Source organism: Clostridium sp. ZBS2 (genome assembly GCF_023845855.1).
GTDB lineage: Bacteria > Bacillota > Clostridia > Clostridiales > Clostridiaceae > Clostridium > Clostridium aquiflavi.
Genome location: NZ_JAMQIF010000007.1, coordinates 78,666 through 93,876, shown reverse-complemented (window position 1 = coordinate 93,876; position 15,211 = coordinate 78,666). Strand labels below are relative to the sequence as shown.

Here is a 15,211-nt window from a genome sequence, read left to right as displayed (position 1 = left end):
AAAGTCCAATTACAATGCCATTTCACCTATTTTATATATCAACACATATTTAAAACAGAGCCTAAAATTTATATTAATTAATATATAGTCTTTATTTTTTTATGTAAAAATGATATAATTTACAAATTGAATATATTTACATAAGTTTGATAGAAGATAAATTTAATGATTACTTTAGTGATTGAGAGAAAGTATGAAATAATTTAAGTATTATTTTGTGCTTTTTTTTTATACATAGAACTAATTATTACTTAATAAAAACGCTATAATATTCAAACAAATAAAAGTAAAATAAGTATAAAAATGGTTTTATTATGATATTATATTATCATAATAGAATAAGAAATTACTCAACATGATAATTAGTTTATTTAAATTATAATAAATTATTAAATAGGGGGATGGGTATGAACAATAACTGTTTGCATGACTTACAAAATGGAAGTGACATTAGAGGAATTGTATTAACTAATGAAGATCAAGTTATAAATTTAACTAATAAAGAAATTAAAATTATAACAATAGCATTTCATGAATGGTTAAAAAATAAAAATAAGCTTAATAATTTAAAAATTTCAGTGGGGATAGATTCTAGAATAACGGGAAATGAATTTAAACACACTATAATCAACACATTAGTCGCGTGTAAAGTCACAGTATATGATTGCAAATTATCAACTACACCATCAATGTATATGACAACTATTATGGATGATTATAAATGTGATGGAGCTATAATGATAACTGCAAGTCATCTTCCTTATTATTATAATGGCATAAAACTATTTACTAAAAATGGATGTTTAGATAAAGAAGAAATTAAAGAGGTATTAAATATAGCATCAAAATATGAAGACAATAAAGAAAATGTTTTTGTAAGTGAAATGGAAGCTAGAAGAATGACTATTTTTAAGCCACTTATTAATGATTATTCTAAACTCTTAGTAGAAAAAATAAGAAAAGAAATTAATTCTTCAGAAAATTACAATAAGCCTTTAACAGGAATGAAAATTATATTAGATGCAGGAAATGGTTCAGGAGGATTTTTCAAAGAAAAAGTATTAGAAGAATTAGGTGCTGACACAACAGGAAGTCAATTTATAGAGCCTGATGGTACATTTCCTAATCACATTCCAAATCCAGAAACAGATATTTCTATGAATTTAATAAGTAATGCAGTTATAGATAACAATGCTGATTTAGGAATTATTTTTGATACAGATGTAGACAGAGCTGCTTTGGTTGGAAGAGAAGGTAGATTTATAAATAGAAACTCTTTAATTGCACTTATTTCTGCAATTGTATTAAAAGAACACAAAGGATCTACTATAGTTACTGATTCAGTGACATCCGATGGAGTAAGCAAATTTATAAAAAAATTAGGTGGTAAACATCATAAGGTTAAAAAGGGATATAAAAATATTATAAATGAGGCTATGAAACTAAATAATAAAAGGGAAGAATGTTATGTAGCTATTGAAACATCAGGTCATGTTGTATTAAAAGAAAATTATTTTTTAGATGATGCAGCTTATTTTGCATCAAAAATACTTATTGTTATGGCTAAATTAAAAAATGAAAATAAATTTATTGAGGATTTAATAAGTGATTTAGAATTACCAAATGAGGAAAGAGAAATAAAATTAGCAATTAATGAAAAGGATTTTAATAATTATGCTAATAAAATATTATATGATTTTGTTAAAGTGATTGCTGATAATGATAATATGCAAATTGATGAAGATAATTGTGATGGAATAAAAGTTATATTCAATGAAAAATTTGGAGAAGGTTGGTTTACATTAAGACTTTCTTTACATGAGCCTAAAATAGTAATTAACGCTGAATCTAATAAAACATCAGGATGTGAAAAAATACTAGAATTTATTAAAAACTTTATTAATAATTATAACGTAAGTTATTTAAACTAATTTAAAAATATAGAATTACATTTAAAGCTATATATCATTTTTAATCATGATATATGGCTTTATTTTATTGTAATCTTAAAAATATTTATATATAATTTTGCATAAATATAGCTATTAAAGGATAATTCTAATATTAAATATAAATCTTATTATACATTAATAATGTTTTAATAATATTTTAGATTGTACCTATTAGTACATAAATGCTATACTATATATAATGAGATTGTTTATATAAAATAGAAAATAAAGTATATTTAATCAATTATATAATAATTTTATCCTTATATAATTGATTGATTTTTAAAATATTATATATTTTATTAAAAAATTTGTAAAATTAATATAACAATCATTTATATTAAATTGAAAGGAAGTGGTGTAAGTATATGACAATACCATTAATTTTAGCCTCTTTAGTATTAATAATTTGTGTATTTTCTAGTAAAGTTTTATATCGATTTGGAGTACCCTCATTATTAATATTTCTGGTGTTAGGAATGATATTTGGAAGCGAAGGAATTGTTGGAATAAGATTTGATAATTATAAAATAGCTGAAGAAATTGGATCATTTGGATTAGTTTTTATAATGTTTTATGGAGGTTTTTGTACTAATTGGAAATTAGCAAAACCAGTTGTTACTAAAGCCACATTAATGTCAACAATAGGAGTTATTATAACAGCAGGTCTTACTGGAATATTTTGTACGTGGGTTCTTAAATCCTCTTTATTAGAAGGTTTTCTACTTGGAGCAGTAGTAGCATCAACAGATGCAGCATCTGTATTTTCAATTTTAAGATCTCAAAATTTAAATTTAAAAGATGGCTTAGCATCTTTGTTAGAAATTGAAAGTGGTAGTAATGATCCAGTAGCATATATGCTTACTGTAATAATATTAAGCTTTATGTCTGGAGCACAACAATCAATTTTTAAACTTTTATTATTTCAAGTATTATTTGGAATAATAATTGGAGTTGTTTTAGCTAAAATAAGTACATGGATTTTAAAAAATGTTGTTTTTGAAATAGAAGGACTTTATCCTGTTTTTGTAATGGCCATTGCTATTTTGGCATATTCTTTAAGTATATGGCTTGGTGGAAATGGTTATTTAAGTGTTTACATAGCAGGAATAATAATTGGTAATAGTAAAATACAAAATAAAAAAAGTTTGGTTAAATTTTTTGATGGAATATCTTGGTTAATGCAGATAATGTTATTCTTTATATTAGGATTATTATCTTTTCCATCACAAATACATTTAGCGTTTTTACCAGGATTTTTAATTTCTATATTTTTAATTTTTATAGCAAGACCAATATCAACTTTTGCAATATTAAGCTGGTTTAAAGTGCCTATAAAACAACAAATTTTTGTTTCATGGGTAGGACTTAGAGGGGCAGCGTCAATAGTTTTTGCTATATTAGCAGTAACGAATGATGCATTGATAAATTTTGATATATTTCATATAGTATTTTTCATAGCATTATTTTCTGTATCATTACAAGGAACTTTAATATCTCCTATAGCTAAAAAACTAGATCTTGTTGATAATGATGCTGTAGTATTAAAGACTTTTAATGATTATCAAGAAGAAATGAACACTAAATTGGTAGAACTTGAAATAAAACCAGAAAGTAAATTAGTTAATAAAAATATTATAGATGCTAATATACCAGAAGATATATTAGTTGTTATGATAAAACGTAATGGAAAAATACTACATCCGAAAGGAAAAACTATTATTTATAGTGGTGATATTTTAGTCTTAACAGGAGAAAATTTTGATAATATAGACTTTTAAAAATAACTTTTCTTATGTATATAGTAATGCTTTAGCAAAGTATATTAAAAATAAATAGATATGTTGTAGGATTATATTAAGGATAAAACTTAATATAATCCTTAATTTTTATGTCTAAAGTATATTTAAGGGATATTTAGAATACAAAGTTTGATTATATATTAACAAATTACCAGGTCTATGGTTATTATTATCATAAAAACATAAAAAATACAAATTATAAGCAATATATGAATTTAATAGATGATTTGATTTTAAGTAAAAAAGTATGACTTAAATAATAATATAACAAAAAATATATGGAAAAATAAATAAACTAATAAAATATAATTTTATGCATTGAAGAAATAAAATAATTAACATATAATTAAGTTGTTAATAATTTAACAAATATTTAAAGTTATTGACTACACCTATTAATATATACCAATCCTCTTAATAAGAAGTTTAGATATTTAATATAGTAGATACAATATTTGAACTTTTTATTAGAAAACGTTTAGTAAATTTCATAAGATTAATAATTTTTTATTTTAGCTATGATATAGATATGAAAATAATAATTAATTTATATAAATAAAATACATTAAATTGTAAAGGGGAAAAAGATATGTATATTAGTGATGTTGAAATTATCTCAAAGTCGGCAAGAAATAAATACGAATTATCTAAAAATGCACCGACAAAATATATAACTAGAGCAATTGTAGCAGGATTTTATTTAGTAGTAGCAATAATTTTATCATATACAATAGGTGCTATTTTGAATCCTAATTACCCAGAACTAGCTAGAATAATGGTAGCAGCTACATTCTCAATAGCGTTAGCACTCATTGTTTTTTTAGGTGGTGAGTTATTTACAGGTAATAATATGGTTATGGCAGTAGGGGCTTATACTAAAACATGTACTTTAAAGATGGCATTAAAAGTATGGTGTTTAAGCTACTTAGGAAATCTTTTAGGAGCAATAGTTATATCATTTTTATTTGTCAAAAGTGGAGCATCACTTTCTTTAATACAAGAGTATATAAGAGGTATAGTAACTACGAAATTTACTCTTTCAGCATTTGAATTGCTCATAAGAGGAATTCTATGCAACTTTATTGTGTGTCTAGGTGTATTATCTACTATTAGATTAAAATCTGAAAGTGGTAAATCTATAATGATGTTTTGGTGTGTATTTGCATTTGTTATTGCTGGATTTGAGCATAGCATAGCTAATATGGGTATTTTTTCAGTTGGGTATTTTGCATTAGGTGGATTATCAATGACCTTAATAATAAAAAATTTATTTTGGGTAACATTAGGTAATATAATTGGTGGTGGAGTATTATTAGCATTGCCATTAACATATATGAGTGTTGAAGAATAAAATTATAAAAAGGTGTTTTAGCTAATTTAAGATTATCTAAAACACTTTTTTTATTTTGAATTAGTTTAAATAAATGTTAAATTCTTAGACAGTAGATATTCTCCGTGATAAAATAAAGTTATAGAATAATATTTTTCTTAAATTAAGGCTATGTTTTAAGTAAATTCATCTGTCCATGAGTTTTATACTACAATATCAACACTGTTTTAAAATATAGCCAAATAATTAAGTTTTATACATTATAGATAGATGGTGATTAAGTGGTTATAGTAAAGTTAGAAAAGAATAAGAAAAGACAAATTATTTTTAAAATTAAATTTACAGATGGTGAAGAAAATAAATTATTTTTTAAAAGAGCTATTATAGAGGGTAAAAAAATAAAAGGAAACTTTGATTATCAAGTACCTTTAAGATTTTTTATTCCAATAGTAAAAAATATAAATAAAAAAGATATATTGTTAGATAAAGATAGTTTGTTATGTTATTTAGAATTTTCGGATATGTATGATCAAAATTATTATAATGAAACACAAGCTACTCCTAACTATATGAAAAGATGGAGAGAAGAGGGATGTCCTGAAATTTATAAAGTAACTATTGATAAGGATAATTGCAATATAGAAAAGGAAATTATTTTTAATAAACCTAAAGTTTATTTTGAATAACTAGTGGTTTAATATAAAAATAAAAAATTAGAAATAACTTTTTATATAGATATTTCTAATTTTGTAGTATTAAAATTAAAATAAGAATATATTTATTTAAATATCGCCATTTACAATAATATCGATCTTTCCTGTATCTGGGCTGATAATTAATCCATGAACTCTTATGTTCTTAGGAATTAAAGGATGATTTTTTATCATTTTTACGCTTTCTTTTATAGAATTTTCAACAGATTCAAATCCATGAAGCCATGATTCAATATTTATTCCAGAATTATTTAGAATAGATAAAGTATCATTACTTATTCCTCTATCAACCATCTTACTTATAAGAGTTTTGGTATTTAAATTACTCATACCGCAACCGTGATGCCCTACTACAAATATATCTTCAGCTCCAAATTCATATATTGCAACTAATATACTTCTTATTACGCTACCAAATGGATGAATTACAGTTGCACCAGCGTCTTTTATTATTTTTGCATCTCCATTCTTTATATTCATAGCCTTAGGTAATAATTCTGTTAATCTAGTGTCCATACATGATAATATAACCATTTTCTTTTTAGGAGTTTTGGTTGTAATAAACTCTTCAAATTTTTTACTTTCTACAAAGTCGTTATTATATTTCATTATTTCTTCTAATTTACTCATTTGTTGCCCCACCTTTATTATTTTATATTAAATAGATTATACAATTAAAGTTTTATTTATTAAATACTATTTTAATAAATGATTTATATTAAAAATTAACATAAACTATTAATTTTATAAAAATAGTTAAAGTTTAAGTTGTTTATAAATTAAATTTTAGCTATACTTGTTCATAATAAAATATAGTATTAATATTATGGGGAAGTTTTATTCATAATAATTAAAAATGTTGTAAGGGGCGAAATAGTAATGAATATCTCAGAGGAAAAGAAAGAATTAAGAAAAAAAATACTAAAAATAAGAAAAGAAATGGATATTAATAAGAAAAGAAATTTTGATAATATAATTCACAATAAATTTTTAAAAAGTAAGTTTTATTCACAGTGTAGAAATATTTTTGTGTATATTTCTTATGATTCTGAAATTGACACTAAAACTATAATAAGAAAAGCATTAGAAGATGGAAAAAATATTTATGTTCCTAGAACAAACTATAATACAAAATTGATGGAGGCTGTTAAAATATCATCATTAGAAAATCTTATAAAAGACAAACATGGAATTTTACAACCTACTGAAAGTGGATTAGCAGTTGAATTAGAAGAAATTGATTTGATAATTATGCCAGGTGTAGCTTTTGATAATAATGGGGGCAGAATGGGATATGGCGGAGGATTTTATGATAGATATATGAGTAAATGCTCAAAAAATATACAGAAGATTTCTTTAGCATATGATTTTCAAATATTAGATAATGTTCCAATGGACAGCCATGATACAAGGGTTAATTCTATTATTACAGAGAATAAAGAAATTGTATGTAATATTTAAAATAATAACAATATAATAAAATATTTTTAAATTATGGTTGCAAATGTTAAAAAATGATATATAATATAAACATATTAAAAATAAATCTGTTATTAAGAATGGTGGAGGGACTGGCCCTATGAAGCCTAGCAACAGCTAACTTTAATGCGAAAGTTAGAATTGTGCTAAATCCTGCAGGAAATTTCCTGAAAGATAAGAGATGCATAGAAGTTATATATAAATTTGTTTTTATTAACTATTTCTCTATCTTTAAACAGGAGAAATAGTTTTTTTTAATGTATTAAAATATGTTTTAATAAATAAGCAATAAATTTTAGGGGGTAATAAAATATGAAAATTGAAACAAAATGTCTACATGAAGGATATAAACCAAAGAATGGAGAACCAGTAGCATTACCGATTTATCAAAGTACTACATATAGATATGATAGTACAGAAGCAATAGGAAAATTATTTGATTTAACAGCTGAAGGTCATATGTATTCACGTATATCAAATCCAACAGTTGGAGCTGTAGAAGATAAAATAGCTTCATTAGAAGGTGGAATAGGAGCTCTTTGTACTAGTTCAGGTCAAGCAGCATCTTTAATAAGTATATTAAACATTTTAAAAGCTGGGGATCATATCATTAGTGCTGCAACAATTTATGGGGGAACAATTAATTTGTTTGCAGTAACACTTAAAAGATTTGGAATAGATTGTACATTTGTTGATCCTGATGCTTCAGAGGAAGAAATACAAAAAGAATTTAGAGAAAATACTAAAGTTGTTTTTGGAGAAACTATTGCAAATCCAGCTATAGCTGTATTTGATATAGAAAAGTTTGCTAAAATAGCACATAAGAATAATGTACCTCTTATAATAGATAATACTTTTGCAACACCTATACTTTGCAGACCGATAGAATTTGGAGCAGATATAGTTATTCATTCTACTACTAAATATATGGATGGCCATGCAGTTCAAGTTGGAGGAGTTATTATAGATAGTGGTAATTTCGATTGGACAAATGGTAAATTCTCAGAATTTACAGAGCCAGATGAATCATATCATGGTGTAATTTATTCAAAAGATTTTGGAAAATCAGCATATATAACAAAAGCTAGAGTACAACTTATGAGAGATTTAGGAGCATATATACCAGCTAATGCTGCATTTCTTCTGAATTTAGGTCTTGAAACACTTTCAGTTAGAATAGAAAAACATTGTAGAAATGCTGAAAAAGTTGCAGAGTTTTTAAGTAATAACGAAAAAGTTGAATTTGTAAATTACCCAACAGTAAAAGGAAATAAGTATGAAGATTTAGCAAGAAAATACTTACCGAATGGTTGCAGTGGAGTAGTATCATTTTCAATAAAAGGAAGTAGAGAAAATGCTATCAGATTTATGGATAATTTAAAACTTGCAGAAAATGTAGTTCATGTAGCAGATATTCGTACATGCGTACTTCATCCAGCAAGTTCAACACATCGTCAACTTACAGATGATCAACTTGTAGCAGCTGGAATAACACCAGGACTTGTTAGATTATCAGTTGGACTAGAAAACATAGATGATATATTAGAAGATGTTAAACAAGCATTAGATCAAGTTTAATCAACATTTTCTTTAAGAAAATGTTGATATATGCATAAATAAAAAATAGGAAACAAATTATCTATATAAATGTTTCCTATTTTAATTTATTTTGTGATTTAAATAAAATGCGATATATGCAATAGGTAAAGTGGCATTGTAATTTGACTTTTAGAACTCTTAATGAGTATTGTCACATTTACTGCTTGTGGCAATTTTATATTGAGAGCAAGCTAAAATGGGACTATACTCATTTTAGTGTTCTTAAGTCTAATTACTCAGTCCAATTTACTTATGCATATATCGCATTTTCAGTGAATCAAAAGAAATTATCTTTCTTTTGTAGCTATTTCATTTAATAGTCTTTCAGTAAAGGCATCTAATTTTATAGCACCTTCATCATCATTCTTTCTGCTTCTTACAGAAACTTCGTTGTTAGCAGCTTCTTTTTCTCCAACAACTAAGATATAAGGAGTTCTTTCAAGTCTAGCTTCTCTGATTTTATAACCGATTTTTTCAGCTCTATAATCAGCTTCAATTCTAACACCTTTATTTCTTAATGATTTAACTACTGATTCAGCATAATCATTGTATTTATCTGATATTGGTAACACTTTTACTTGAACTGGAGAAAGCCAAGTAGGGAATGCACCAGCATATTTTTCTATAAGCATTGCTAAAGTTCTTTCATAACATCCAATTGATGATCTATGAATTATATATGGACGTTTCTTTTCTCCATTTTTATCAATATAGCTCATATCAAATCTTTCAGCTAAAGCAAAGTCGATTTGAACTGTGAATAATGTATCTTCTTTACCATGAACATTTCTACATTGTAAGTCAAGTTTTGGACCATAGAATGCAGCTTCATCATCAGCTTCAACATAATTAATTTTTAAATGATCTAAGATAGTTCTCATTGTATCTTGAGTTTTATTCCAAGCTTCAGGATCATTTATATATTTTTCAGTATTATTTGGATCCCATTTAGAGAATCTATAGCTTATATCTTCGTCAATTCCTAAAGTTTTCATTAGATATTGAATTAATTCAAGTACACCTTTAAATTCTTCTTCTAATTGTTCTGGAGTTACAATTAAGTGACCATCAGCTAAAGTGAATTGTCTAACTCTTATAAGTCCATGCATTTCTCCTGAAGATTCATTTCTAAATAGAGTAGAAGTTTCACCGTATCTTATAGGAAGATCTCTATAACTGTGTTGTTCTGCATTATATATAGTATATTGGAACGGACAAGTCATAGGTCTTAAAGCAAACACTTCTTCATCCTTTTCTTCATCTCCTAATACAAACATTCCATCTTTATAGTGATCCCAGTGACCAGAGATTTTATAAAGGTCGCTCTTAGCCATAAGTGGAGTTTTAGTTAATACATAACCTCTTTTTTCTTCTTCATCCTCAACCCATCTTTGAAGAGTTTGAACAATCTTAGCTCCTTTTGGCATTAATAAAGGAAGACCTTGACCTACATTTTCATCAGTAGTAAATAATTTAAGTTCTCTACCTAATTTATTATGATCTCTCTTTTTAGCTTCTTCAACAGCTTCTAAATATTCGTCAAGTTCTGATTTCTTTAAGAAAGCAGTACCGTATATTCTAGTAAGCATTTTATTTTTTTCGTCACCTTTCCAATAAGCACCAGCACTTCTAATAAGTTTAATTGCTTTAATTGGTTTTAAAGACATAACGTGAGGTCCAGCACATAAATCAGTAAATTCACCAATTTTATAGAATGAGATTATTTCATCTTCACCTAAATCGTTGATTAATTCTACTTTATATGGTTCATCCTTCATTAATTCTAAAGCTTCATTTCTTGGAAGTTCAAATTTTTCAATTGAAGGATTTTCTTTGATTATTTTTTTCATTTCTGCTTCAAGTTTTTCTAAATCTTGAGCTGAAAATGCAACATCCTTATCAAAATCGTAGTAGAAACCAGTAGCAATAGAAGGTCCTATAGCTAATTTTGTTTCAGGAAATAATCTTTTAACAGCATAAGCTAAAACATGAGATATACTATGTCTTACAGCATCTTTACCCTCTTGAGAATCAAAAGTGCATATGCTTAAAGAAATATCTTCATTAATTTCTTTTCTAAGGTCACAAATTTTATTATTAACAACACCACAACAAGCGTTTCTAGCTAAACCTTCACTAATTGATTTCGCTATTTCGTATATAGATAATCCAGCTTCAAATTCCTTAACTGAACCATCTTTTAAAGTTACTTTTATCATTATAAAAAACTCCTTTCAAAACTGTAAAATAAAATTTAGTACAAAATAAAAAAACTCCGTCTCTAAATATATAGAGACGAAGTAATATCCGTGGTTCCACTCTAATTATCTAATACATCTATTTAAATTAAAAATATACTTATTTTAATTTAAAAAGTAGAGTACTAGATCACTTGAAATTACCGTAACGTGGCAATAAACGGACTGTATTAAGGTCACTCAGAGGTGGTTTTCAACTAAAGATATTTAAGAATAATTCCACCAACATATTCTCTCTCTGAAAATAAGGTTTTAGTTTACTGTCCTCATCAACGTATTATCATATATTATTTTTTATTATAATCATTGCATTTTTTTATGTCAATAAAATAAGAAAAATATTTGTTATAAAATTAAGGTTCTTTATCTATATTGTCGATTAATTTATTTAGAGTTAAATTTTCAATCATTTCTTCAGCATATAGTTTTCCACCCATAATTTTAACTATTATATCTAATTTTTTAAATCCTTCTTTATATACTTTTAAATCTTTAACGATTCTTTTTAGTTGATTTTTAGATACTTCAAGTATTAACATTAATTCTTTAAATTTATAATAATCATTTTGAAGTAGATAAAATAAATTATTTTGAAGTTCTAACTTGTACAAAATATCGGTTTCTTCACAATGATGAGGACCTGGTTTACCTCTATGATGATATGGACACAAATACTTGTAATTTAATTTTATATCCAATCCACCTTCACTTCTGTGAACAATATGATGAATATCAGCCTGTTTTTGGCATATTTCACACAAATACAACTGCATTCCTCCTTAAAAGCTTGTATATATATTATAAAATAATCAGAATAAAATATCAATTTACTTAGCTTCTATTATAGGTAAGTATTAGAAGTTTTTATGATATAAATCCTAAATATATACATATTTACCTATAATAAATAGTATTTAAAAAAAATCACAAGTGTTACATTTTTGAAACAATTAAGATTAAGTTTTGAAAAGATTAATTGTTATTATATAAACATAGTAAACGTTTCAAAGAGGGGGAAGCTTAATGAGTACAGTAGAGTTATTAGAACAGAACCCTATTATAGCATCTGTAAAAAATGAAGATGAATTAGCATTAGCGCTAGAATCTTCAGTACAGATTATATTTGTGTTATTTGGCAGTATTATGAATATAAAAGAGATAGGCGATTTAATAGAGGAAAAAGGGAAGATAGGAATAATTCATTTAGATTTAGTTGATGGTTTTGTTTCAACTAAAGAAGTAGTAATTAGTTATTTAAAAGAAAATACTAGTTTCAAAGGAATTATAAGCACAAAACCACACATCCTTAAAATTGCTAAAAATTATGGGTTACTAGCAATTCAAAGATTTTTTATATTTGATACATTGTCATTTACCAATTCTAAGAATCATTTAGTATCAGGAGCCGATGCAATAGAAATATTACCTGGAATTTTACCTAAGGTTATAGAAAATATGTCTAAAAATACATTAAAACCAATAATTACAGGTGGATTAATTGAGAATAAACAAGAAATTATTTCAGCATTACAATCTGGTGCAACATGTATATCTACAACTAAGCAAGAACTTTGGAGTGTTTAGTTATTAATTTAAGCATATTTTAAATATTTCTTTTAATTTATTACAGGAATTATTTATAGTATAAAACAAATAAAGTTTTACAGACTAAAAGATTAATTTTGTGGAGGGATTTTTATGTTTAACTTTTTAAAACCGGCACCTCATATTGAGAGAATGCCAGCAGAAAAGATACCATCAAGCTACAAGAGATATCGTATACAAGTATTTCTAAGTATATACATGGGATATCTTATTTATTACTTTGTAAGAAGTAATTTCTCATTAGCTAAGGTATATCTTATAGACCAAGGATTTACAAAAACTCAAGTAGGTTTTGTTGCCTCAGCTTTAGGATTAGCTTATGGTGTAAGTAAGTTCGTAATGGGTAATATGTCCGATAGGTCAAATCCAAGATTTTTCCTAGCAATAGGTCTTATATTATCAGGTGCAACAAACTTATTCTTACCTAATGCAACTAATATAGGTATGATGTTTATATTAATGTTACTTAATGGATGGTTCCAAGGTATGGGATGGCCTCCATGTGGTAGAATAATGACACATTGGTTCTCAGATAGTGAACGTGGAGTTAAAATGTCAATATGGAATACAGCACATAATGTAGGTGGCGGATTTATCGCTACAGTGGTATTACTTGGTGTATCTATATTTGGAAGTTGGAAAGGTTCATTCTATTTACCAGCAATAATTGCTATCGTTGGTGGTATCGTTTATATGATCTTTGCAAAGGATACTCCTCAATCAGTTGGTTTACCACCAATAGAAGAATATATGGATGATTATCCAGAAGTTGCAGAACAAGTTGAAGATGCAGAAGCAGAACTTACTGCAAAAGAAATATTATTTAAATATGTATTTAATAACAAATTATTATGGTGTATTGCTATAGCCAATGTATTTGTTTACATGGTTAGATATGGTGTTATAAACTGGGTTCCAACATACTTACAAGAAGTAAGACATTTTAACCCAAAAGATTCTTCAGTAGCATTTGCTTTATTTGAATATGCAGCTATTCCAGGAACTATCATAGTTGGATGGATTAGTGACCACATATTCCATGGAAGACGTGCTCCGATAGGAATAATTTGTATGGTTGGTGTTGCAGTTGCAACATATGTTTATTGGAAGAGTACAAGCCCAATGGCAATTAATTGTGCTTTAGCATCAATCGGTGCTTTAATCTACGGACCTGTTATGCTTATAGGTGTTAGTGCATTAGACCTTGTACCTAAGAAAGCTGCAGGAACAGCTGCTGGTTTCACTGGACTATTTGGATATATGGGTGGACAAGTTGCAGCAGAAGTTGCAATGGGTGCTGTTGTTGATAAGTTTAGCTGGGACGGTGGATTCATATTATTAATGATTTCATGTGTTTTAGCAATATTCTTCTTATCATTCACATGGAATTCTCATAATATTGCAGCGAAAAAAGCTAACTAAAAAAGCTAAATAAATAAATTAAATAAATAAATAAAAATTAAAAAACAATTTACCAATCCCCAATTTTATAAATTATTATATTAATGAAAAAGTGTACTTTCAGACTAAAAGTTTGAAAGTACACTTTTTTATTTTTCTTTAATTTAATGACTATAATCATATAAAAACTAATAGAATATTTATAGAAATAAATAACAATAATAGTAATATAATTTAAAAAATCTATATTAATGATAAAAACACAAAAAAATATGGTATAAATAATTTGTTAAGACAGTATTATATACTATATAATATAGGTATATAGATGAAATATAAAATAAAATGGTTTAAATAAATGAAAGAATGGTGGTTAAATTGAAAGAAAAATATAATTCATTTAGATATTGGGACGATATAACTAGCAAAAATAAAACAATTAGAGGACATATGTTTATGGAAGAACTTCCGACAGAAAAAAGTCTTTATTTTCATACAATTATTTTTAATAAGAATGCAGGGGTGAGCAGTATTTGGGGATATATGCCTAATCCAAAAACTTTACTCGGGTATTTTCAGCATTCATTTTTACAAGAAGCTTTTTATAAATGGATATATGGAAAAGAAAAATTAGTTACTAAAATTCCACCCTTACCTGTTGAAGTTATTATTAAAGAAGGCGAGAAATTAAAAAAAATTAATAAAGAGATAGCGAATAAGATGAAGCATGACTATGATAAATTGAATAGTATTTGGGATGCGCCTATAAGTAAACTTGATTTAGAAGTAAGAAAATTTATAAAAGATTTCAATGCTAAGTGGAGTGTAGATAATAATCAATTTATATATTTAAAAATATTTAAAGATGCTAAAGAATTAGGTGATTTTGTAATATCATCTAGTTTAATAACTAACACAGAAAAAGAGTTGGAAAAAAAGATAGGTGTATCTTTAGAAGAATGGAAAGATATTTGTGATAATGTAGCTAAAGATAAAGGAAAGGGAGAAAAATTTAGAAAAATATTATTAAAGAAGTTGACAGAAGTATTTTAAAATAAGGTAATGTTTTATC

At 26.1% G+C, this 15,211-nt stretch carries 12 protein-coding genes, 1 riboswitch and 1 other annotated feature; of the genes, 9 read left to right on the top strand and 3 right to left on the bottom strand.

Translation table 11 applies throughout. The features are described from left to right. The first annotated feature begins 407 nt into the window (after positions 1–407). From NG918_RS05015 to NG918_RS05000, 4 genes are all read left to right on the top strand, one after another. Positions 408–1,931, top strand: coding sequence for a phosphohexomutase domain-containing protein (locus NG918_RS05015; RefSeq protein WP_252215167.1), 1,524 nt, complete (start codon positions 408–410; stop codon positions 1,929–1,931). A 389-nt stretch (positions 1,932–2,320) separates the two neighbouring features. Continuing rightward, positions 2,321–3,733, top strand: coding sequence for a potassium/proton antiporter (locus NG918_RS05010; RefSeq protein WP_252215170.1), 1,413 nt, complete (start codon positions 2,321–2,323; stop codon positions 3,731–3,733). A 610-nt stretch (positions 3,734–4,343) separates the two neighbouring features. After that, complete coding sequence (locus NG918_RS05005; RefSeq protein WP_252215172.1) at positions 4,344–5,105, top strand: formate/nitrite transporter family protein; 762 nt, start codon at positions 4,344–4,346, stop codon at positions 5,103–5,105. 260 nt (positions 5,106–5,365) lie between these two features. Beyond that, entirely contained in the window at positions 5,366–5,770 is a 405-nt protein-coding gene (locus NG918_RS05000) for a hypothetical protein (RefSeq protein WP_252215174.1), read from the top strand. Between the two features lie 96 nt (positions 5,771–5,866). On the opposite strand, the gene NG918_RS04995 is transcribed toward NG918_RS05000, so the two are convergent. Next, on the bottom strand, positions 5,867–6,427 hold the full coding sequence (locus tag NG918_RS04995; RefSeq protein WP_252215175.1) for a beta-class carbonic anhydrase: 561 nt from the start codon (positions 6,425–6,427) through the stop codon (positions 5,867–5,869). A 249-nt stretch (positions 6,428–6,676) separates the two neighbouring features. Here NG918_RS04995 and NG918_RS04990 point away from each other — a divergent pair, with 249 nt between their 5' ends. Further along, positions 6,677–7,258 (top strand): 5-formyltetrahydrofolate cyclo-ligase, encoded by a 582-nt coding sequence (locus tag NG918_RS04990; protein ID WP_252215177.1) that lies wholly within the window; start codon positions 6,677–6,679, stop codon positions 7,256–7,258. An 86-nt stretch (positions 7,259–7,344) separates the two neighbouring features. Then, a riboswitch (SAM riboswitch) is annotated at positions 7,345–7,457 on the top strand. A gap of 131 nt (positions 7,458–7,588) precedes the next feature. Further along, the gene (locus NG918_RS04985; protein WP_252224985.1) at positions 7,589–8,854 is read left to right on the top strand and encodes an O-acetylhomoserine aminocarboxypropyltransferase/cysteine synthase family protein; all 1,266 of its coding nucleotides are present in this window, start codon (positions 7,589–7,591) and stop codon (positions 8,852–8,854) included. A gap of 308 nt (positions 8,855–9,162) precedes the next feature. Here NG918_RS04985 and thrS read toward each other — a convergent pair whose 3' ends face one another. Together thrS and NG918_RS04975 are read right to left on the bottom strand one after the other, a co-directional pair. Next, entirely contained in the window at positions 9,163–11,094 is a 1,932-nt protein-coding gene (gene thrS / locus NG918_RS04980; protein ID WP_252215184.1) for a threonine--tRNA ligase, read from the bottom strand. Between the two features lie 69 nt (positions 11,095–11,163). After that, positions 11,164–11,415, bottom strand: a binding site (T-box leader). Positions 11,416–11,486: 71 nt separating this feature from the next. Then, on the bottom strand, positions 11,487–11,900 hold the full coding sequence (locus tag NG918_RS04975) for an HNH endonuclease (RefSeq protein ID WP_252215187.1): 414 nt from the start codon (positions 11,898–11,900) through the stop codon (positions 11,487–11,489). Between the two features lie 256 nt (positions 11,901–12,156). On the opposite strand from NG918_RS04975, the gene NG918_RS04970 reads away from it, so the two are divergent. From NG918_RS04970 to NG918_RS04960, 3 genes are all read left to right on the top strand, one after another. After that, positions 12,157–12,717 (top strand): glycerol-3-phosphate responsive antiterminator, encoded by a 561-nt coding sequence (locus tag NG918_RS04970; protein WP_252215190.1) that lies wholly within the window; start codon positions 12,157–12,159, stop codon positions 12,715–12,717. Between the two features lie 114 nt (positions 12,718–12,831). After that, positions 12,832–14,160, top strand: a complete 1,329-nt coding sequence (pgtP, locus tag NG918_RS04965) for a phosphoglycerate transporter protein PgtP (RefSeq protein WP_252215192.1) — start codon at positions 12,832–12,834, stop codon at positions 14,158–14,160. Positions 14,161–14,595: 435 nt separating this feature from the next. Beyond that, positions 14,596–15,192, top strand: coding sequence for a hypothetical protein (locus NG918_RS04960; RefSeq protein WP_252215350.1), 597 nt, complete (start codon positions 14,596–14,598; stop codon positions 15,190–15,192). Positions 15,193–15,211: the final 19 nt, after the last annotated feature.

Bases quoted from the DNA above. Each gene is read 5' to 3' on its own strand.
- NG918_RS04995 (WP_252215175.1), bottom strand. From the start codon at position 6,427: ATGAGTAAATTAGAAGAAATAATGAAATATAATAACGACTTTGTAGAA.
- thrS (WP_252215184.1), bottom strand. From the start codon at position 11,094: ATGATAAAAGTAACTTTAAAAGATGGTTCAGTTAAGGAATTTGAAGCT.
- NG918_RS05010 (WP_252215170.1), top strand. From the start codon at position 2,321: ATGACAATACCATTAATTTTAGCCTCTTTAGTATTAATAATTTGTGTA.
- NG918_RS05015 (WP_252215167.1), top strand. From the start codon at position 408: ATGAACAATAACTGTTTGCATGACTTACAAAATGGAAGTGACATTAGA.
- NG918_RS05005 (WP_252215172.1), top strand. From the start codon at position 4,344: ATGTATATTAGTGATGTTGAAATTATCTCAAAGTCGGCAAGAAATAAA.
- NG918_RS04960 (WP_252215350.1), top strand. From the start codon at position 14,596: ATGGAAGAACTTCCGACAGAAAAAAGTCTTTATTTTCATACAATTATT.
- NG918_RS04985 (WP_252224985.1), top strand. From the start codon at position 7,589: ATGAAAATTGAAACAAAATGTCTACATGAAGGATATAAACCAAAGAAT.
- NG918_RS04990 (WP_252215177.1), top strand. From the start codon at position 6,677: ATGAATATCTCAGAGGAAAAGAAAGAATTAAGAAAAAAAATACTAAAA.
- NG918_RS04970 (WP_252215190.1), top strand. From the start codon at position 12,157: ATGAGTACAGTAGAGTTATTAGAACAGAACCCTATTATAGCATCTGTA.
- pgtP (WP_252215192.1), top strand. From the start codon at position 12,832: ATGTTTAACTTTTTAAAACCGGCACCTCATATTGAGAGAATGCCAGCA.